The following is a 22,284-nucleotide window of genomic DNA, read 5'->3' as shown; positions in this document are numbered from 1 at the left end:
ATGCTTTTTTGATACAAAACACCCTGTATATGCATTACATTGAACCATCTTTTTCATGTATAAAGGCAATTCATGAGTACAAAAGAACAGTTTATTAAGCTCGATAAGTTTTTAAAATCTAGAATTATTGGTCAGCAAGGTTTGGTCCATAGAATGATCATTGCCTTGCTGGCAGACGGGCATATTATTGTTGAAGGAGCTCCCGGTCTTGCCAAGACAAGAGCTATTAAAGAGCTGTCTACAGCGATGGAAGGAACCTTCCACAGGGTACAGTTTACACCTGACCTTTTACCTGCAGATTTAACTGGAACAGAAATTTATCGTCCTCAGGATGCTAGCTTCCATTTTCAAAAAGGTCCGCTATTCCATAACTTGATTCTGGCGGATGAGATTAACCGAGCACCAGCCAAGGTTCAGTCAGCTTTACTGGAAGCGATGGCTGAACGACAAATTACCGTTGGCCGAGATAGTTTTCCATTGCCTGACTTTTTCCTGGTTATGGCGACACAAAACCCCATAGAACAGGAAGGAACCTACCCACTCCCCGAAGCACAGCTTGACCGTTTTTTAATGCATGTTGAGGTTGGCTATCCAAGTCATGAGGCTGAAGCTCAAATCCTGGCCATAAACCGCCAGGAAGCGTTATCAGGGGACACAGCCAAACCTTTGGAAATCAGCCAGCAAGAATTATTTGAAGCTCGTAAAGAAGTGCTCGCTGTACATATGGCTCCCGAGGTCGAGGAATATTTGATCCAATTAATCATCGCCACACGAGAGCCTGAGCAATACAGTCCTGAATTGGCTCAGTATATTGAGTTTGGTGCAAGTCCCAGGGCAACCATAGCGCTGGATCGTTGTGCAAGAGCTAATGCCTGGTTGGATAACAGAGACTATGTTACGCCAGGTGATGTTCAAGAAATGCTACCGGGTATTTTAAGGCATCGTATTATCCTGAGTTATCAGGCTGAAGCAGAAGGCGTCACTTCCAACGACATTATTTCTAAATTGATAGACAAAGTTGCTACTCCATAGACAAACATAGCTCAATCAATGACTGAATATAACGTTACAGCGAAACAGGCAAGACAGCACAGTATCGAGCTGACACTGGAGCAACTGATCGCTTGTCAGTACTGGGCAAAGGAGTCAATCCCCCTGCCTCACAAAAAAACTCGTGCTCATCTTGTTGGTGGACATTTGTCACCATTTAAAGGGCGCGGAATGGAATTTTCCGAGGTCAGGCAGTATCAGCCCGGTGATGATATCCGAACAATAGACTGGCGCGTTACGGCACGCACAGGAAAAGTTCATACCAAAATATTTCAGGAGGAGCGTGAGCGTCCTGTATATATCGTCACTGACTTACAGGACACCATGTTTTTCGGTTCTAAAAACAGGTTCAAATCAACTTTAGCGTGCCTTCAGGCTGCGCGCGCTTTTTGGGCTGCATTTAATAGCGGCAATCGAGTAGCCGGGCTTTTCAGCACAGCCGAAAAGCATATTGAGCTCAAGCCATCCAACCGACGTCAAAATGGTCTCAGACTTTTACAGCACCTTCTGGAGTTGCACAACCAACGACTTCATGATGTCTACTCCGGTTCTGACTCATACCGGATAAATCAAAATGCATTAAGCGATACCCTCTTACGCTTGAGACATCTAGTGAAAGGCGGCAGCCTGATCTATATTTTCAGTGACTTTATGAATCTAAATGAAGAGTGTAGGCAGCACCTGACATATCTGGCACAACACAATGATATATATGGAGTGATGGTCTATGATCCGTTGGAATCCAGCATTCCTGTTCCTGGTCAATATACCCTAACGGATGGATTGCAACACGTACACATTGATGCAAGCAATAGTAAAGACATGCATAGGCATCAGCAGTCTTTTAAACAAAAAGTGTTCCAGGTCAATCAGTGCTTTACTCAATCACAGTCTTCCTTCGCCGTATGCAGTACCGCAGATACTATGACGGAACTTGCTCTGGACCCCAGTATAAGTACTGCAGCCAGTATAAAAAATACAGCGTGAACTATGACAACTGCTACTAACACACCAACACCTCAACAAAAACAGTTGCTTGAACAGTTAAGGGATATCCATAGCCCTACTAATATAGACTGGTGGCCACTGGCGCCTGGCTGGTGGGTAATTATTGCACTGTTCATATTAGTTGCCGCTCTACTCATAGCTAAATACTTTGTAAAAAAACACCACTACCGTTTTTCTCACTATGCTATTGCAGAGTTGAGTGACTTAAAAAATAGCCATGAATCGCGCTGGTTAGCTCAGACACAACATATTATGCGTAGGCTCAGCCTCTGCTACCTACCCCGACAGTCTGTCACTCAGCTGTCTCAGAATGAGTGGGTAGACTTATTAAAAGCCACTAACAACAATAGCCTCAGCTCTAAAAGTCTTCAGGCTTTTGGAGATCTTCCCTTCAAACCTGCTGAAGAGACAGAAGTACTCGATCGACATCAGCTTATATCTGAAGTTATTGACTGGGCTGCACAGCTTCCAGAACAGTCAAAGAGCTGGCCGCGCGAGAGTGAGGAGTCCCAGCATGTTTGAGTTCCAGTGGCCCTGGTTACTTCTACTATTACCATTACCCTTATTGGTATGGTGGGCTGAACAAAAAAAACAGCGCCGGCAAGCCTTGAAAGCGCCTTTGTTCCTGTACTGGAAAGTTCAGAATCAGCAAGGCAAAAAAGTGAAAAGTCAGTTTCCATGGTATAACTTTATACTATGGTTTTTACTACTTCTTGCTGTAGCAAGGCCAACCTGGGTGGGAGATTCTGTAGCGTTACCAAGCAGTGGTCGCGATCTGATGGTCAGCATTGATATTTCTGGCTCAATGGAAAGAGAAGATATGGTGCTTGAAACGGTGCCGGTTAATAGACTTGTCGCCGTTAAGGCTTTAATGAAGGACTTTATCAAACGTCGTCAAGGTGACAGATTAGGGCTAATCCTATTCGGGGAGCAAGCCTATTTACAAACGCCCCTGACTTTTGATTTAAAAACTGTTCAAACAATGCTGGATGAAAGTGAAATTGGTTTAGCGGGATCTTCCCGAACCGCGATTGGTGACAGTATTGGTCTTGCAGTGAAGAGACTGAAAGATCGTGACGCTGAAACACGGGTCATGATTTTGCTTACCGATGGACAAAATAACACTGGAATTCTTAATCCGATTCAGGCTGCTGAATTAGCCGAGCACGCAGGTGTTACCATCTATACCATAGGCATAGGTGATGACAAAATGGTAGTGCGTAACAGCTTCTTTGGCAATCGCACCATCAACCCTTCGAAAGAGCTGGATGAAAAAACATTAACTGCGATTGCAGAAAAAACTGGAGGACAATATTTCAGGGCAAAGAATACGCAAGAGCTTGAACAGATTTATGCAAAGCTTGATCAGTTGGAACCCGTAGAAGATATCGATCAACGGTACCGCCCTAGTAAAGCTCTATTTTTTATTCCTCTTCTGGCAGCATTACTTCTTAGCTTTTTAAAAGTCGCTTACAAACTGTTAAGAAATAGATTAATGGTAAACCAAACTGATCAGGAGGCTGAAAGTGCCTGATTTTAGCTTGTTTCACTTAATAAGGCCCTGGGCATTATTATTAATTCTCCCAGCAATTATTTTATATTGGCTCTACAAAAAACAACCGGCTACGCAGGATGGCTGGAGCGCCCTCATTGATCAACACTTGTTAAGCTGGCTGATGCCTCATTCAAGTAAAAGCAAAGGGATTAAATACCTTCCCAGCATGCTACTTACTTTCTGGGTAATAACCTGCCTTTCCTTGGCTGGGCCTACATGGAAAAAAACACCACAACCAGTTTTCTCAAGTAACAGCACACAGGTTATCTTGCTGGACTTATCATTATCGATGGATAGCGACGATATTAAGCCTTCTCGGCTAGAGCGTGCGAAGTTCAAAATAAAGGATTATCTGAAACTGCATAATGAAGGGTTAACAGGCTTAGTAGTTTATGCTGGTGATGGTTTTATATTAAGCCCTTTGACAAGTGATAAAGATACCATAGAAAATTTGCTCGACGCATTATCTACCAAAATTATGCCCCTTCTTGGCAGTCGACCCGAGCTTGGTTTTAAAAAAGCCATCGAGCTTCTGGATAATACAGGACTTGCTCAAGGTAATATTATCTGGTTTACCGATGGAGCAGATCCAGATAGCCTTAAATCCATCAGTGATCAACTTGATGGCACTCCTTATCAGTTGAGTATTCTTGCAATTGGTACAGAAGATGGTGCCCCCATTCAACTGACTGAAGAGCAGGGATTCTTAAGGGATAATCGTGGCAACATCGTTATTCCAAAACTTAACTATGACCGTCTTTCAACGTTTGCTAAAGCAAATAATGCCATATTAACTCCCGTTACAGTTGATGATAGTGACGTTAAATTATTTATCAGTGCTACTGACAACACTTCCACAAAGAACTCTGAAAAAGATAATAAGTTTGCTGATGATTGGTTTGACCTGGGCTACTGGCTAATTCTTCCTCTACTTCCCCTGGTACTCTATAGTTTCAGACATAGAGCGTTACTCGGAAGTTTATGTGTATTTAGTTTTTGTTCAATTTTGATGCAACCAGCTCAGGCAAACCCTCTTGAGGATTTTTTCCTCAACGAAGATCAGCGCGGTAGAAAGTTAATAGATGAAGAAGATTACTCAGAAGCCTATAACACATTTCAAGATCCAAGGTGGAAGGCATTATCAGCCTATAGAATGGGTAGTTATGATTCATCCAGTGACATTTTGGAGAATATCCCAGAAGGTCAGCAAACAGCAGATGATTTGTACAATCAGGGAAACGCTCTGGCTCTAAATGGGCAGCTGGATAAAGCTATCGAGTCCTACAATGAAGCCCTCAAACTAGAACCAGACCATCAGGACGCACAATATAATAAGGATATAGTTGAAAGCCTGAAGCAAGAACAGGACAAGGAGAAGCAACAAAATCAAAACGAACAAGGGGAATCTGAAGAGCAAAAGCAAGATCAGCAAGATTCACAGCAAGAAAACTCTCAACAAGAGTCAGATCAACAGGAACAGGATCCACGCCAACAGCAACAGTCTGAGAAGGAACAACAACAGCAACAAAAGCCGGAACTAACTGAGCAAGAACTTAGGGATCAGTTTGAAGAAGAAGAAAAAGATCAAGAGATGGAACAGTGGCTTAGGCAACTATCCGATGATCCAGGCGGCTTACTGAGACGTAAGATGTATCGTGAGTATCAACGACGTGGGCATAAACAACAGGTTGAGAAAAATTGGTAATGAGTATGACGGCTAAATCTTTATGGTTACAATCTATTATTAAATTATCGGCATTGTTATTGTTATCCACGATAGCCAGCGTATCATCGGCGGAAATCACCATGTCGCTGGATCGTACCGATATCCATGAGCATGAGACTTTTCGTTTAAGAGTTCAGGTAGAAGAAACCGATACCCTGAGACAGGGAGCCAGTCGAAATTTTATACCGGAAGAAATCACTGTACGTAGCCGACAGGAATATAACAACAGTGTTATTATTAATGGGCAATACAACATTCAACGTGGATGGGACTTTGAACTGCTAGCCCAAAAAGCAGGTACCTACACAATCCCAGCTTTGACAATAGGTAATGAGCGTTCCAAACCTTTCGTTATCAGGGTATTACCTGAACAGGACGACTTATCCACTACTCAAGCCTCAAAAGTAAAGCTTCGCTCAAACGTCAGTGATGATGAAATATATGTTCAGCAGCAACTCATTTTCACCGTTCGAATTTATCGTTCAGTAATCGCAAGAAATGAGAAGCTTCCACCCGTTCGTGTCAGTAATGCTTTAGTCGAGCAACTTGGTGATACATCGAGCTTTGAGGTGGTCAAAGCTGACCAAAGTTACCGTGTTGTAGAGCGACGTTATGCTATTTTTCCGCAGCAAAGTGGAGAAATGGTCATTGAGCCTATTACATACAGCGCCAGAGTTCCAGAAGACAGCGAAAGACGCTCTCCCTGGCAGCGTTCTCAGTTACAACCAATAAGCCTCAGCACACAAAAATACACCATAAAGGTCAAACCTAAACCAAGTAATGCCGCTGAACCATGGCTCCCTGCGAAGAAATTAAAACTGACTGCAAACTGGAAACCCGCAAATCAAAATTTTAGAGTTGGAGAGCCGGCAAACCTTGACTTGATTATCAGTGCCACAGGTTTGCTCAAAACACAGCTTCCTGCAATTAACTTTCCCGATCAGGGTAGTTTGACCATATATCGAGACTCGCCACAATATCATCAGCGGTTCAATCGCTTTGGTGTCAACAGTTACCACTTCGAAAAAGTAACGGTTATACCCAGTCAGACGGGCGAGGTAGAAATTCCAGAAATTAAGGTGCCGTGGTGGAATGTGAAAACTGATAAGCAAGAGTATGCAGTACTTCCCGCTATCAGGTTTAACGTTAACCCAAGTAACAAACAAATTCTTCAAAATCAGCAACAGATGGTAATTCCTGAATCCCAGCAACCTTCATCTCAGGACAATACCTCCCAGAGTGAGGGGCTGAAATTACAACCAGAAGAAAGCAGTGGTAGTACTGTATGGAAATACATTAGTTTAACCTTTGCTGTTTTATGGATCTTCACCCTGCTATTCTGGCTTCTGCAAAGAAGAAAAGATCACAAGAATCACATTCATGAATTGCCTCAACAAATCGAAACTTCTTCTTTGAATCTAGGGGCGGCCATAAAAGCCGCCAAGAGTAATGTGGCTCATAAAACATTTAAAGCTTTGCAGCACTGGCTTTTCAGTCAAAAAGAAGAGCTGAAAGATATCAGCAGCCTCAATGGTCTCATTCAATACTGTCGCCAAAATCAGCTCCAGCAGTTAGGTTCCGAACTTGAAAATCTACAAGAAAGTTTATATTCAAATATGGAGGACAGCCCCAGCTGGGATGGTCAAGAGCTGGCACAGCTACTGCCAGAAATCACAAAAATAGCTCAACCAATACATAATAAAAAACTACCCGAGCTTTATCCTTAGCCCTTCTCAAATTGGCAGAAGTGTTGAGGGTTGGTACAATGCCATCCCTTAACACTTAAGATACACAACGATTAGGATGGACTATGGACTTTGCACAAACGAAAGCTCTAATTAGTGGTGGCGCTTCTGGCTTGGGGCTGGCTACAGCAAAACATATTATAGCTCAAGGCGGTAAGGTTGCTTTATTGGACATAAACCAAGAACAAGGTGACTCAGTCGCACAAGAACTTGGTGACAATGCAATTTTCATTACCACAGATATCAGTCAGGAAGAGCAGGTAGAGGCCGCAGCAGACAAAGCGGTAGAATTTATGGGCGGTATCAACCTGGCAGTTGGCTGCGCAGGTATTCTTGGTGCAGGACTAATCCATAGTAAGAAGGGTCCTATGCCAGCTGATTACTTCCAAAAGGTAGTCGATATCAATTTGGTAGGCAGTTTTCTTTTGACTCGTGCGGCATCGCGCCACATGCAGGAAAATGAAGAAGTAAACGGTGAGCGCGGTGTAATTATACACACAGCGTCTATCGCGGCTTATGAGGGCCAGATTGGTCAAACGGCTTACTCCGCAACCAAGGCAGCTATCACAGGAATGGTATTACCATTGGCTCGAGAGTTTGCCCGAATTAAAGTTCGAGTAATGGCGGTAGCACCTGGCGTTTTTGAGACGCCAATGATGGAAAAAATCACACCAGAAGTTTGTGAGCAAATAGCCGCTGGAATTCCTAACCCTTCACGCTTTGGTAAACCAGAGGAATACGCAAAACTGGTACAACATATTGCCGAAAATGCTTACCTTAACGGTACAACTATCCGCCTTGATGCGGGAGCACGCCTACAGTAACGTCACTGATAAGGTAACGACCTAAAGCACCAACTAATTATTGTTTGGTGCTTTTCTTTACCATACTCAGGAACGACTTATCCTGAACACGTTCTGCGGCTACTAATTCTGTGCGATCTTTCTGTTGCTCTTTCCAATAAGCTTCAAACACTTCAGTGTATTCTTTTGATTGTTTCATTTCTTCAGGTACGACCAATACACACATGATTCTCTCCAAAATGTAGAATTTAATTGTTGTATGGGTCTAGTAGAACAAAGGAATCTGAAGTTTCAATGAATGAATTATGGCGAATTATGGCAATTGTGCTTTTTTTATAAAAAAGCCCGGAAACCCGGGCTTAATAGGACTACTTAATTAAGCGATGACTTCGCTGAACAAGAATCTGAAGCTCCCTCAGAGCCACTGAGAACTTGGCGAACTCATGGGTACTGCTTTGCTTAAAGTCACTAACCATCTCGCGCCAACGTGATAACAGGTCATCGTGATCGCTCAGGAAGTGCTTAATGCGAGTATCTGCTGCCTTATATTGAGAGGTTAAAGGCAGGACCGCCTCAATTAAGTTTCGTTGCTGATAGTCCAGCTCCTCACGGAATGCAGCTCGTGCGAAAGCCTGCCAGTGATTACTAACCGGTTGCGCTATGATCTGGTTGAGGAACCAGTGTAAGTCAATCTCAGCCCCAAGTTTGTAGTAAACTTCTGCAACATTCAGAATTGGTAAGTCATACTGTGTCGACAACTCAATAATATCCATCGCTGAGAACATGGTACTGAGATAGCCAACCTGTTTAGCAAGCTTCTCAGGAACTCCCCGTTCAACCAGAGCTTTGATTTCTTTTTCAATCCCGTCAGCTTCTTTGGCTTCAAGTGTCTTATGTACGTTTTTCTGAAGCTCAGCAACACCCTTCCTGAAGAAATTGACAACTTCTTCAATAGTCTGGTCCTTACTGCGGTTACGAACAAACCATCGTGTCGCACGACGTACTATTCGTCTTGCCTGGAACATCATCTTGCTTTGTTCGCTGGCAGGTATCTTATTATCCAGCGCCTCAATACTTTCAAACAGTCCTTTTAGGTCGAAAGTTTCTTTAGCCATTACGTAACACTGGGCTACCTCGCCGATATTTGCACCAACCTCGTCAATAACTCGGAAAACAAAGTTTGTACCCATGAGATTAACCATTTCATTAGCAAGGCTCATGGCAATAATTTCATCCTTTAGAGGATGCTTTAACATGTTTTCAGCGTAGTTTTTGCGTAGTGGCTTTGGGAAATACTCAAAAAGATAGCTTTCAAAATAACTGTTTTCTGTGACTTCTGGGATACACAACGAATCTTTGAGCTCAATCTTTCCGTAAGCCAACAAGACGGCAAGTTCAGCCCTGGTCAGGCCTCGGCCATTAGCTTCACGCTCAAGGAGCTCTTCATCTGTTGGTAAGAATTCCAGCTTGCGGTCAAGATTCACGCTTTTCTCAAGGCCATGGATAAAGCGCATATGCTCTTTAACCATAGCCGGAGCACGCGACTCAGTAATGCTGATAGATTGTGTTTGACGATAATTATCTTCAATCACGATATCAGACACTTCATCAGTCATTCTAGCCAGTAAGTTATTACGTTTTTTAACCGTAAGGGCGCCATCACTGACGACACCGTTCAATAAAATTTTAATATTAACTTCATTGTCAGAGCAGTTAACACCACCGGCATTATCTATGAAGTCTGCGTTGGCACGTCCGCCATGCTGCATATACTCGATTCGGCCAAGTTGAGTACAGCCAAGGTTACCACCTTCACCAATTACCTTAACTTGCATATCTTTACCATCAACACGCAAACTGTCATTTGCTCTGTCACCAACCTGCTGATGGCTTTCTTTGCTGGATTTGACGTAAGTACCAATACCTCCATTCCAGAAAAGATCAGCCTTCATCTTTAAAGCAGCGTGTATGAATTCGGTAGGTGATAAACTTTTCGCTTTAACACCTAACATTTCTTGAATCTCAGGTGTCAAATCTATCTTCTTAGCGCTGCGCTCGAATACTCCCCCACCTTTTGAAATAAGATCGGTCTTGTAGTCGTTCCAACCCGAACGAGAGAGGTTAAATAACCGTTCACGCTCTTTATAGCTGGTAGCAGCATCTGGGTTTGGGTCAACAAAAATATGCATATGGTTAAACGCAACCTGCAAACGGATATGCTTCGATAACAGCATGCCATTACCAAAAACGTCTCCTGACATGTCACCACAAGCAACGACAGTGAAGTCTTCATTTTGACAGTCAACACCCATTTCACGGAAATGTTGCTTCACTGATTCCCAGGCGCCCTTGGCGGTAATACCCATAGCTTTATGGTCATAGCCATTACTGCCACCCGAAGCGAATGCATCGCCTAACCAATGACCATACTCTTCAGAAATACCATTAGCTATGTCTGAGAATGTCGCAGTACCCTTATCAGCAGCAACCACCAGATAGGCATCAGGTTCATCATGAACCACCACATCACGTGGGTGAACCAACTTATCGTTGACGTAGTTATCAGTAATATCAAGCAACGCTCTGATAAAAGTTTTATAACACTCAACCCCTTCTGCGAAGTAGGCCTCTCTATTATCAGAGGTTGGTAATTGCTTACATACAAAACCACCTTTGGCACCAACAGGAACAATCACAGAGTTTTTAACCTGCTGCGCTTTTACCAGGCCTAAAATTTCGGTGCGGAAATCTTCGCGACGATCTGACCAGCGTAAACCACCTCGTGCGACCTTCCCGCCTCGCAGGTGAACACCTTCTACGCGAGGTGAATAAACAAATATTTCATACATCAATACCGGTTTCGGCATATCCGTAATAATGCTTGGATTGAGCTTGAAGGAAATATAGGGCTTATCCTTTCCATCTTCATCGGGCTGGAAGAAGTTGGTACGTAGAGTTGCTTCTATCAACTCAATATATTTATTGATGATCTTATCCTGATCAAGGCTCTCTACTTCCTGGACTTCTTTCAGTAGCTGACTCTTCTTCAGTGCGTATCGGCGCTGGCTAAATTCATCATTTGGATTAAACTTTAGCTCAAACAACTCGACGATACTGTTGGCGATTTCAGGATATTGTGCCAGGGTTTGCTCAATATAAACTTGGCTAAAGGTGAAGTTAATCTGCCACATGTATTTTGCGTAAGCGCGTAACACCGCAACTTGACGCCAATCCAAACCACCAGCAAGAATGAGACGATTAAAACCATCGTTCTCTGCCTGCTTGTACCAAGCCTTCGCAAAAGCCTTATGGAAATTGTCACGAATCTGTTCAACATCAATATCCGCTTCTTCATAGCGCACATCAAAATCAAGAATCCGGTAATCGCCAAGCCGCTCAGAAGATACTTCATAAGGCGTTTCATCAATAACTGTAAGCCCCATGTTCTCTAACATAGGCATCACAGCTGATAGCGCCAAAGGAGTATCTTTATGGTAAAGCTTAAAGCGAAGAGACTCATCGTCCTGAAGTCGGTAAAGGAACATGCCTAAAGGCCAGTCGTCGCTTAGTTCCTCGATGTTATCAATATCCACCATGGCAGATTCAACACTTTGCTGATTCTGGAAGCTAGGTGGAAAGGCCTCACGATACTTCTTCAGTAGTAACGCAGCCTTATCGCCTTCATACCTTTTATTAATTTCGTCCGTTAACACTTCCTCCCAGCTCATAGCTGAGCGTTCGAGTTTTTCCTGTAATTCATCCAGGTCGTAGCTAATAGACTCAGTATTTTCAACAGGAACACGGAAGTGGGTTCGAACCAGATTCGACTCAGAAAAGTAAGTAGTAAACTCTATCTCACCTTTGCTACTAAACGTTTCTGATAGAATATCGGTCATCTTAAGTCGGATACGAGTATTGTAAGTATCCCTTGGAACAAAGGTTAAGACGGAGAAATAGCGACCAAATGGGTCACGGCGCACAAATGCTCTTACTTGACGTCGTTCCTGGATATGCAAAATACCCATAACGATGTCCAATAGCTTTAGTGTGGGAATCTGGAATAACTCATCTCTTGGATAGGTCTCCAGGATATTCTTTAGTGCTTTATAATCATGTCCACCTGGCTTGAGTTTCGATTCAGCTAAGACGTTGTTTATTTTTTTACGCAATACTGGGATCAACTGCGGATCCATATTGTAAGCTGCTGAAGTGAATAGGCCAAAGAAACGGTGCTCCCCGATAACCTCTCCCTTATCGTTAAAGCGCTTAACTCCAATATAGTCAATATGACTTGATCGGTGGACCGTTGATAATGTACTGGTTTTAGTTAGTACCAGAATATGCTCTCTGGATAAAGCAAGCTTTTTAGCACCCTTTGGTGATCGTGATAAATGATACTCTGAATATTTACGTTCATCTGCAAGAATACCCAGACCGGAACCTTTTACCGATTTCAAATGAAGGTCATCACCCTCACCCAGCAGATCATAGGTTCTGGATCCCATAAATACAAAATGGTTTTCTTTAACCCACTTCAGGAAGTCGACAGCTTCTTCAATTCGATCCTGCCTCAGTGGTGGTGGCTCAGACTCAAGATCAGAAATAATACTGATCATTTTGTCACGCATTGGTTTCCAATCAGAGACGGTTGAGCGAACGTCGCGTAGAATTCGTACTAAATCTTCTTCGACAGCCTGCATCACCTTTGGGTCGATAATCCGCTCGACTTCCAGATACATTGGTGTTTCGATATTTTCATTATGCTCACTGTCCTTGTCATACGACACATCCAATGATGAAACGCGTCCAGTTTTGGTACGCTTAACATACATTGGAACATGGACATGCAGGTGAACATCTATACCATGGCGATTTAACTCCATCCTTATCGAATCCACTAAAAATGGAATATCTTTATGGTTAATCTGAATGATGCTGTAACGTGACTCCCAACCATCTTCCTCTTGATTGGGGTTAAACACTCGAACTTTGCTCGAACCGTCAAAGTCCTGAATAAACGTCCAAAGACTACTGATAGCACTAAAGATTTGCTGTGGATTTCTTTCCGCAAATTCGTCTTCGGAAACACTTAAATAAATTAGTTCGGAGAATTGTTTTACAAGCTCTGCTTGACGTTTTGAGAATTGCTTTTCACAAATCTGTTGGATATTTTCCAACAATTCGGAAGAGTTAGTTACACTGGCCATTGTCCTGTCCGAGAATAAAATATGAATTAATTCACGCTGTTTTAAACGTTACCTAATTCTAGGACATTTATATACAAAATGGCACCTTAAATTGCGATTAAGGTGCCATTTTTTACACTGCTACAACCAGTTTCACGAAAACACTAACGGCGGTACAAAATCGACGCTAGAGCTGGTAACAAGAAGATTGCACCCAACATATTAACAAGGAACATGAAGGTCAGCATTATCCCCATATCCGCTTGATACTGTAGCGCAGAGAAAATCCAGGTACTGACGCCAATGGCCAATGTAAGGCCTGTAAACAGCACCGCATTACCAGTCAGCTTCAAGGTTTCAAAATAGGCTTCTGATACACTACGCCCTTCTCGTATGAATCCAACCATCCGAGAGAAGATATAAATGCCATAATCAACACCAATACCTACACCCAGGGCAATCACCGGTAAAGTCGCCACGGTTAGACCAATCTCCAGCCAGGTCATTAAAGCCTGAGCTAATAATGAGACCACTACCAGAGGTAAGACTACGCAGATAGTACCCCTGACAGAACGGAAGCTAATGAGACATAACAGGGTAACCGCTAGATAAACCCAAATCATCATTGGCGTCTGGGCAGCCTCGACCGCTTCATTAGTCGCTGCCATAACGCCTACAGCACCAGTTGCCAGCCTGAACTTAATAGGTTTAAAGCCACTGGCTGGCAGTTCGTCTTTAAGGGTTTGGACAATCTGCTTCAATTGACTCTCATCAACGACTGTTGATTCTTTAAGCTGCTCATCAACAAACTCAGGTAGTTCTGGTTTCGCATCATCCTCGTGGTAAGAAAGCTCGCTATAGCTATCTAGCACCGGAGAAAGCGCTTCCTTAATAGAGTTTCTCTGCTCTTCTTCAATGCCAGCAAACTCTTTATCAAGAAATGACATTACCTGATGTTTTTCATTTTTTAAGTAATCGGCTTTAAATGTTTTTACTGAACCAACGACCCTTTCAATTGTTTCTGCCTTGTGATCTTTCAAGAACACCATTACAGGCATGACACTACAACCTGAGTTTAACAGGCCGGTACTGGTCTCAACTCGAGCGATGGTGTAAGGCAGTACTGCTTCGTCTTTAGGCAACATTTTCCATTTTAGATTACCTTCGCTGAGCAGCCCATTCACGACCTTAGATATCTGAGGTAAGCTTAATGTCGACTGTACGCCTTCTACATTAGACAGCTGCCATTGGAAATCATCAATGGTTTCCATGATATTGTAATAAGTACAGCCATCGGTTCTGGTTTCTGCCAGAATAGAAATGACATCCGTCCCAATAGAATACTTTTCTGTTACATATTTGGTATCCAGGTTATATGGAGAATTTTGCTTTAATGCTGGTGCACCTGCGTGCAGATCACCAACCTTCATGTTCTCAGCGCCCCAATATCCTATTAAACCTAAAATGACCCCCGCAATGGCAATAATTGTTGCCATAGGTCTTTTGGCAAAGACAGCGAGTTTGTGCCACCACTTTTCATGCGATTTCTCTCGCTTCTGAACACCCTCAACAAACGTCTGAGGGAAATGTGTATAAGAAATTAAAAGTGGTAATAGAATCAGATTAGTTAAAATTAAAACAGCAACACCGATACTGGCAGTAATTGCCAATTCACGAATGATATCAATTTCAATCAGTTGTAACGTCATGAAACCAATGGTGTCACTCAATAAAGCAACACCGCCAGGGACAATTAAACCTGCACATGCTGCAATGGCGGCATCATAAACTTTTAGTCCTTTACCAACGTTATGTTGAACACCATTGATCATCTGAACGCCGTGACTGACGCCAATAGCGAAGATCAAAAACGGAATCAGGATTGACATAGGGTCAATACCATAACCAAGGGCGGTCAGGATACCAAGCTGCCACACCACTGCTACGCTGGATGTTAATAACGGTAATATAGTTAGTTTGATGGAACGCGAATACCAATAAACCAATAAGGCCGTAATGAAGAAAGCAATTAGGAAGAAGAAAATAACATTGCCGGCACCATCGCTGACATCACCAATCATTTTAGCAAAACCAATGATATGGACCTCAATGTTCGGGTACTTTGCTTCTATATCCGTTCTCAACTGCTCTAGTTGCTCAGCCACCTTCACATAGTCGGTTTTAATCATCTGCGATGCGGCCTGGCCACTGTCATCAAGTTCTAATTCGGCATCTGGATCATTATATTCAGAGAACAATTGAGCAGATATCATCGCCGAAGTGAAATCATTTGCTACTAAGCGGCCACGAATACCTGCCTTAAGAATATTCTCGCGTATTTTGTCAAATGCCTGTTCTTTGTCGACCTGCTCAAATTCCGGAGGTATGACAGGGCCACCCTCTAGGCCTTGCTCACTAGCTTCAATATATCGTACTGAAGGTGAAAAAAGAGACTGAACCTGTGATTGGTTAACACCCTCTATACCCTCGACACGATCGTCTGACTCTTTTAATGCGCTAAAGAAATCTTCAGTGAAGATTTCGCCTTCTTTTGCTTCTAAGGCTACAAAGACACGGTTAGCGCCACCAAATTCATCCTGATACTGCAAATATGTTTGCATGTACTCGTGTTTTAGGGGGATATTCTTTTCAAAGCTGGCGTCAATTCTCAATTGTGAGACGAAATATGCCATTACCGCAGTAACGATAGCGAAGATCCCAACCCATAAACCACGTTTGCTAAAAAGAATATTCTTTACCAAAGGCTCTAATTTATTCTTTGCCATTTTATTGACCTTTCAATGCAGATTCTTTGTCTTTATCGTCAGGTGTATAGCTTTCTACACCACCCTCACCAACGATAATATAATTTTCTTCCCCTAAATTCAGTAAAGCAGCCCTTCCCTTAAGGTCTGCTCTTTTAGCAACAGTAACCTGTTCATTCTGCTTTCGAATCAGAGCCCCGGCCGTGCCTACCAAAACAAGAGTACCGTTAGGTGTAATTAGCATATCATGCAATCCAGACTCCACCTTTCCTGACTTGGCTTTCAGCATAACTTTATTCCAGCTCTCACCTTCATTGACTGAGTGAAACAGGTTACCACGTAACCCATATACATAAATTCCGGAGTCAGTAACAGATATACCAAAGAAGGAGCCTTCATAAGGTGAGTTCAACTTTTTCCACGTACGGCCAGCATCATGTGTCACAGCTACCATTCCTTTGCTAAACTCCTCTCCCTCATCATTTGCCTCAGCGATGTACTTTTCGCCGGCTATAAACCAAGTATCTGCAGAGCGCTTTTCTAAATCATAAAAATGACTGAAGCCATCATAGACATCACTCAGGCTAGCAACTTCACGAGTATTCCAGGTATCTCCACCATCTGAAGTTTCGAGGTATAGACCATACGAGCCCACAGCAGTAATTCGGTTACGAGTATTATAAAGCACACTAAATAAAGCAGGCTGATAATTAGATACTTTCTGATGACTGATAGTCCATGTTTCGCCAGAGTCTTCAGTAAGCAAGATGGTTTGATCAAAACCTACTGCGACACCATGTTTTTCATCAAGGAAGTCCACTGCAGTCAGGTTTACGTCGACAGGTACTTCAACCTGGCGCCAAGAACTACCATCATCCTCTGAAATGAGAATATGGCCTCTTTCACCAACAGTAATAAGCCGGTTGTCACTGACTTTTACCACATCCAAAAGTAGAGATGAGTCGGCTTTCGGAGCAATCACGGCTGGTTTAGCCTGAGCAGCATAAGATGCGACTATTAACAGGCTAACGTAAATAAGTTGTAGGACAGTTTTCATTTGCAAGGTAATTTAATGAGGTTAAAAGCAAAGCGGCCGGTAAACCCGACCGCTATGAACGTAGACACTATCGGCGGCCAATTCTTCGCAGGGCCGATGGTGTGAAGTGTGATGCATTGAATTCAACTTCAAAGTTGTACATGTCTTCCTGGTTATCCAAACCAATGACCAAATAGCGACCTGATGGAAGATCATAGTATGTCTCCAGAGTCGACCATAAAGTTGGTACATCATAGTAATTTATAGGATAAGCCATAGCCACACGCCATAGTTCATCACGCTCATCATACATTTCTTCAGCTACGATTTGATAGCTGTCTTCATCAATGTAGAACACACGCTTTTTGTACTGGTGGCGGGTATCTTCTTTAAGATTCGCTTCCAATACCCAAACGCGGTGCTTTTCATAACGCACTAACTCTTGATTAATTACACCCGGCTTAATGATTTCATCATACTCCACTTCATCAGAGTGTAGCTTGTAGTTATTATAAGGGATGTAAACTTCTTTCTTGCCTTTGATTGTCCAGTTATAACGATCTGGTGCACCGTTGAACATATCAAAGTCATCAGTCGTACGTAAACCATCCGAGGCAGTACCTGGAGCATCATACGCTACGTTAGGAGCACGACGTACACGTCTTTGGCCTGGGTTATAAGTCCACGCCTTACGTGGTTCTTTAACCTGATCCATTGTTTCATGTACAAGTAGTGCTGTACCTGCCAGTCGAGCTGGAGCTTCAACGATTTGGCGGAAAAGGAATAGAACGTTACCCTCAGCCAATTTTTCCGGCGTCATATTTGGCTCATTATAGATGTGGTGAAGCTCATCTTTCAGCTTAACCAACACATAATCACCATCCGCCAGAGGCATTGCCTGACCAACTTCGCGTTCTACTGATACACCGCGGTAACGAGTTAACGAGTTCCAGATAAGCTGCAAACCATTTTCAGGGAATGGGAAAGGAACACCAATTGATGCACCCGAAATACCATTACCTCCCTGAATTAATTCAGCACGACTAGCATTAGCCTTGATAGCGTCATATACGTGCTGTGGGAACGAAGCTGAACGTCGGGTAGTATAAACGTTCATCTTGTAGTTCTCAGGATAGGTTTTAAATAAAGCCACCTGACCAGGAGTCAAATACTCCTCGTAATCTTTATAGTTTGACGCAGTGATAGTAAACAGAACTTTATCATCAGCAAAAGGATCTGGGTGATGGTCACCGACTTCGTAGCCAGGAGGAACCTCTTGGATACCACCCGTCCACTCAGGAATAGAGCCATCAGCATTTGCAGATCTTTCTGAACCCATAGGGGTATAAACGTCGCCGCCAAGCTCTGCCGCTTTTTCTGCCGAAACTTTTGCAGTAGCTACACCGGAAAAGAGTACTGAAGCGACTGCACTCGTCAATAACCATTTATTCATTATCTTAGCCATAAACTGTTAATACCCTTTTATTAGAATGAGTAACTTAGTGCCAGAGATACATAATCACGATCTGAGATTAAGTTTCTGTCTTCAGCACCCATGAATACATTATAAGCAAAGTCGACTTTCCAGCGGGCCTGGTAGTCAAAGCTTGTACCTAGAGCAATTGACTTTCGATCTTCTAAGAAGTTCGAAATTGGGGCAGGAGTATTACCTTTTACGTCGTGCTGGAATACGATTCGAGGCTTCATGTTCCAGCCACTGAATACATCGTTATAATCCCAGCGCATCGCAAGGCGGTAGCCCCATGAGAACTCATCAGCAAAGCCACTTGACATGCCTTCACACTCGGTAGTTACACGATCACCCGTCGCTGGGTTAGTGAAACCACATGGTGTGGAGCCAGGAGGTGCTAATTCAAATACACCGCCTACTCTGCCGTTACCGTTAGCATCAACTGCACGATCAGGGTTTCCTGAACGGAAAGTACCTTCTGCCTCATAACGCAGTTCGCTCTTATCTGGCATATCAAGGATTTGGTTCATACCAACTTCTAGCAATAGTGCTGTCTGATCGGAACCAAACACTGGACCAAGCAAGTTCGTAAAGGTCATTTGAGCCTGAATGGTATCATGCAAACGATAACCTGAAATTTCTTCACCCAGACCAACACCGTTTGCTACCTGGCTAGTACCACTTGGTACTTGTCCAATAGGCTCCAGAGTTGCAAACAGAAGTTCAACATCATCAACCTGTAGTGGCTCATCAATACGGTAAGACACTTCACCAGCGACCGAAATACCGCTATCTGTTGCCGTATTCATGCTGATACCCAGCATTTGTATATCTTCAGGGTATTCAAGGAAGCCGTAAACCGTACCCGTCTGATCAGCTGCGTTAGCTGAAATGATTGGGCGACGGTTATGATAATTCATGTAGTAGAAACCCCATTCGGTTCCCATCTCAGTAAAGTAACCAACTTTCATACCATACTGACCATCATCATCAGCCGGACGAGTCTCGCTACGGATAGCGACAGTACCTGGCTGACCTTCTGGGAACTGAGCAAAACCAAGGTGTACTTCAGAACCTTTAAGGCCTAAGAAATCTCGTGTTGCGAAGTAAGTACCTGGCTCATCAGTACGCACTGGCTCCCACTCAAATTGGTAGAAACCTTCAAGTGTTAAACTGCTGCCACTATCGCTGATCCACTCTGCTGAAGCCCATAACATACTCGAAGGAATGAAGGCTTCTTTCAGTTCTGCACCTGGATTACGTAAGGTACGTAAATCGACTGCATTTGCTTCTGACAAACTGTGCTGGATGAAAGTACTTTCACCCCAGCTTACTACCTGCTCACCAAGTCGAACCTGCATAATGCTGTAGTCACTCAGGTCCCAAGTCGACCAGGCATAGACATCCAGCATACGGGCATCATAACCCTGCTCTTTACGAGCAGTTGTCTCTCCAGCAGCGTAAGCGCCTTCAGGATAAGTATCTAGGTCACGGAAACGAAGCTCTTTGTCCATCAGCACACGGTCGTAGTACCAAAGCCCACGTGCGAATAAGCCGTAATCGCCATCTTTATGACGAATATCAAGTTCATGAGTACCTTTGGCTACTTGAGAGAAGAAATCTCCCTTGTTGAAGTTTAAGTTACCGTCGTCAGAGTTATTGGACCAAGCACCGTCTGGAACTACGCCCGAGCCATATAAAGTAGTAATAGGCATACCTGTTTCCAGTTGGTACAAGTTAGCCTTACCCACTAAGCCACGGTCACGCTCTTCAACACGCATGCTCGCGCCCACTGAAAGGGTTGTGTCAAAGCTATATTCGAAGTTTTCGCTATCCCAACTGACAGCATTCGAAGCAGAAGCAGCGAAAGCCATTGAGACACCGGCTGCAATCTTTGACAAGGTCATTATTGGTTTATTTCTTTTCATACAATTCCTTCCCCCATCGACAGGAATTAGCTATTTATTACACGATTCCGTAAGCGACTTTTTCAAGACGTCATACCACTTGCTAGTTTGCATACTATCAATAATGCGCACTTTTTAGCAAGAAATATAACGGAGAGTAGGATTTGGATGGCTAAACAGATGTTTTTTAGGTGAAAACTTCGTTTGCTTCATGGAATCAACCTTCCCTGGTTTTATGACTATTTAAAAAGTGGCGAGGATGCTTCCCCAAGTTAGACCGCCTCCAAAAGCCAGCATTAGCACCCTACTCCCTTCTTTGATATGGCCGCTTTGCATCGCTTCATCCAGTGCCAGAGCAACCGAGGCAGCGGAGGTGTTGCCGTATTTCTGAACGTTTAAAAAAACCTTAGCATCTGGCAGTTTATAACGCTTTGCTACCGAGTTGATGATACGAATATTGGCCTGGTGAGGAATTAACATATCGATATCCTCGATATGAATCCCTTTTTTGTTCTGTACGCTGTCGATTAATTCATTAAACTTACTGACAGCACTCTTAAAGACATCCTGCCCCTGCATTTGCAAATAGGAATTGTCGTTTTCCTTTATGAAGGGCAGACGTTCCTGATTCTTCGCCGTTAAGATATCGCTTTTACCACCGTCGGAACCGAGCTCCGTGTACTCAATACCGGGAGTATCACTTAACCTTATAATAGAAGCACCTGCACCATCCCCAAACAATATACTGGTGTTTCTATCCGCCGGGTTACATAGACGAGAATAACGATCAACTCCGATGGCTAGTACGCACTTTGCCTCAGAGGTTCTGATAAACTTATCCGCGATGCTAACCGCATATATAAAGCCTGAGCAGGCTGCTGCAACGTCGAAGGCCGTCGCTCCCGAGATTCCAAGCCCTGCGGCTACCTCACATGCAGTGCTTGGCATGACATAAGTCGATGTGGTGGTACCAACAATGACCATATCAATATCTTGCGCCTTAATATCCGCTGCAGCTATAGCTTTTTTCGCTGCTTCAATCGCCATGAATGACGATGATTCAGTATCGGAGGAAATCCTTCTCTCCTCAATACCGGTTCTCGCCACAATCCATTCATGACTGGTATCCAGCGTTTCCTCCAGCATGTAGTTTGAAACCACATGCGAAGGAACATAGCTGCCAACTCCCTTTATTTTGCTGTATAACTGCACAATTCAGTCCCTTAATTCTCAGTTATCGACTGCGTTTTAAAACGCTTTTAGTAAAAGAACTGTCATCATAGCCATTCCTGAACGAAAACTGCTTCCAGTACATAGCTGTGCTCTTTTGCGTTTGATGATTGGTCATAACCATTTTCTTGGCACGCCAGTATTTATTCAGGAACTGCTGATAGTCACTTAGCACTAACGTTTTAAGATGAGCGTCCTGATGATCGTAATACTCTATTTTCTGATATCGAAAATGCTCCTTATCAACCCACACCTTTTGCTTGTTATAACCTGAGCTTTCATAACGTGGCTTTCGCTCAATAACATAACAGTCCTGGCCATTGATGACTTCCTCTCCAATATAGCTGTAATCATACTTCTCAACTTCTTGGGACAGCATATCTTCATAGGCAAACTCACTTCCCACAAAAGGTCCTGACTTGTTGCTGGAGGAAATTCTCTTAACCCGTTTCAGGGCAGGTAAAAACAGCCACTGCTCGTCATCTTCTAATATATGAGAATAAGTCAGCAGCGCTGTCCCGGATACATCACTCGGTTCTTTAAACACTAACAGACGCTTATCACCATCATCTTTGACTTCCAGATTTTTGACTTCCATCAAACGCGTACTTTTATTTCCATCGTTATCTTCAAGCACCATAGAAATCTGCGCTTTGAAATCCTCAAAGCCTTCATCTCGAACATCCACTTCAGTCATAATCTCTAAACCCTTACTGTTATCAGTCTGGGCCATGGATGTGTTTACACCAATAGCAATTACTAATGATGTAACGATACTAATCAGTTTCATACCAACTCCTAA

At 43.3% G+C, this 22,284-nt stretch carries 15 protein-coding genes; 7 read left to right on the top strand and 8 right to left on the bottom strand.

The features are described from left to right. The first annotated feature begins 72 nt into the window (after positions 1 to 72). The 7 genes from KS2013_RS02965 to KS2013_RS02935 all read left to right on the top strand — a co-directional run bounded on the left by KS2013_RS02965 (position 73) and on the right by KS2013_RS02935 (position 7,908). Positions 73 to 1,032 (top strand): AAA family ATPase, encoded by a 960-nt coding sequence (locus KS2013_RS02965; RefSeq protein WP_068989523.1) that lies wholly within the window; start codon positions 73 to 75, stop codon positions 1,030 to 1,032. 18 nt (positions 1,033 to 1,050) lie between these two features. After that, positions 1,051 to 2,037, top strand: a complete 987-nt coding sequence (locus tag KS2013_RS02960) for a DUF58 domain-containing protein (RefSeq protein ID WP_068989520.1) — start codon at positions 1,051 to 1,053, stop codon at positions 2,035 to 2,037. A 3-nt stretch (positions 2,038 to 2,040) separates the two neighbouring features. Then, entirely contained in the window at positions 2,041 to 2,580 is a 540-nt protein-coding gene (locus KS2013_RS02955) for a DUF4381 domain-containing protein (RefSeq protein WP_068989517.1), read from the top strand. Next, positions 2,573 to 3,592, top strand: a complete 1,020-nt coding sequence (locus KS2013_RS02950) for a vWA domain-containing protein (protein ID WP_068989513.1) — start codon at positions 2,573 to 2,575, stop codon at positions 3,590 to 3,592. The genes KS2013_RS02955 and KS2013_RS02950 overlap by 8 nt, the downstream gene beginning before the upstream one ends. Continuing rightward, a complete protein-coding gene (locus KS2013_RS02945) occupies positions 3,585 to 5,318 on the top strand; it encodes a VWA domain-containing protein (RefSeq protein WP_228703715.1) in 1,734 nt (577 codons plus the stop codon). Before KS2013_RS02950 ends, KS2013_RS02945 begins: the two co-directional genes overlap by 8 nt. 5 nt (positions 5,319 to 5,323) lie before the next feature. Then, positions 5,324 to 7,066 (top strand): BatD family protein, encoded by a 1,743-nt coding sequence (locus KS2013_RS02940; RefSeq protein ID WP_068989506.1) that lies wholly within the window; start codon positions 5,324 to 5,326, stop codon positions 7,064 to 7,066. A gap of 83 nt (positions 7,067 to 7,149) precedes the next feature. Beyond that, positions 7,150 to 7,908, top strand: coding sequence for an SDR family NAD(P)-dependent oxidoreductase (locus KS2013_RS02935; RefSeq protein WP_068989500.1), 759 nt, complete (start codon positions 7,150 to 7,152; stop codon positions 7,906 to 7,908). A 37-nt stretch (positions 7,909 to 7,945) separates the two neighbouring features. On the opposite strand, the gene KS2013_RS11975 is transcribed toward KS2013_RS02935, so the two are convergent. From KS2013_RS11975 to KS2013_RS02900, 8 genes are all read right to left on the bottom strand, one after another. Next, positions 7,946 to 8,113, bottom strand: a complete 168-nt coding sequence (locus tag KS2013_RS11975) for a hypothetical protein (protein WP_169816855.1) — start codon at positions 8,111 to 8,113, stop codon at positions 7,946 to 7,948. Positions 8,114 to 8,255: 142 nt separating this feature from the next. After that, complete coding sequence (locus tag KS2013_RS02930) at positions 8,256 to 13,094, bottom strand: NAD-glutamate dehydrogenase (RefSeq protein WP_068989496.1); 4,839 nt, start codon at positions 13,092 to 13,094, stop codon at positions 8,256 to 8,258. Between the two features lie 143 nt (positions 13,095 to 13,237). Beyond that, a complete protein-coding gene (locus KS2013_RS02925) occupies positions 13,238 to 15,859 on the bottom strand; it encodes an efflux RND transporter permease subunit (RefSeq protein WP_068989493.1) in 2,622 nt (873 codons plus the stop codon). A 1-nt stretch (position 15,860) separates the two neighbouring features. Further along, entirely contained in the window at positions 15,861 to 16,895 is a 1,035-nt protein-coding gene (locus KS2013_RS02920; RefSeq protein ID WP_068989490.1) for a WD40/YVTN/BNR-like repeat-containing protein, read from the bottom strand. A 67-nt stretch (positions 16,896 to 16,962) separates the two neighbouring features. Further along, positions 16,963 to 18,327 (bottom strand): DUF1329 domain-containing protein, encoded by a 1,365-nt coding sequence (locus KS2013_RS02915; protein WP_068994351.1) that lies wholly within the window; start codon positions 18,325 to 18,327, stop codon positions 16,963 to 16,965. A gap of 32 nt (positions 18,328 to 18,359) precedes the next feature. Beyond that, entirely contained in the window at positions 18,360 to 20,273 is a 1,914-nt protein-coding gene (locus KS2013_RS02910; RefSeq protein ID WP_068989487.1) for a DUF1302 domain-containing protein, read from the bottom strand. 222 nt (positions 20,274 to 20,495) lie between these two features. Beyond that, a complete protein-coding gene (locus KS2013_RS02905; RefSeq protein WP_071890107.1) occupies positions 20,496 to 21,464 on the bottom strand; it encodes a beta-ketoacyl-ACP synthase III in 969 nt (322 codons plus the stop codon). 22 nt (positions 21,465 to 21,486) lie between these two features. Further along, a complete protein-coding gene (locus tag KS2013_RS02900; RefSeq protein ID WP_068989483.1) occupies positions 21,487 to 22,272 on the bottom strand; it encodes an outer membrane lipoprotein-sorting protein in 786 nt (261 codons plus the stop codon). Positions 22,273 to 22,284 lie beyond the last annotated feature (12 nt).

Origin of the sequence: Kangiella sediminilitoris (assembly GCF_001708405.1) — a bacterium.
GTDB lineage: Bacteria > Pseudomonadota > Gammaproteobacteria > Enterobacterales > Kangiellaceae > Kangiella > Kangiella sediminilitoris.
The sequence above is the reverse complement of the archived record's forward strand: the minus strand, read 5'-3'. Positions and strand labels throughout refer to the sequence as shown.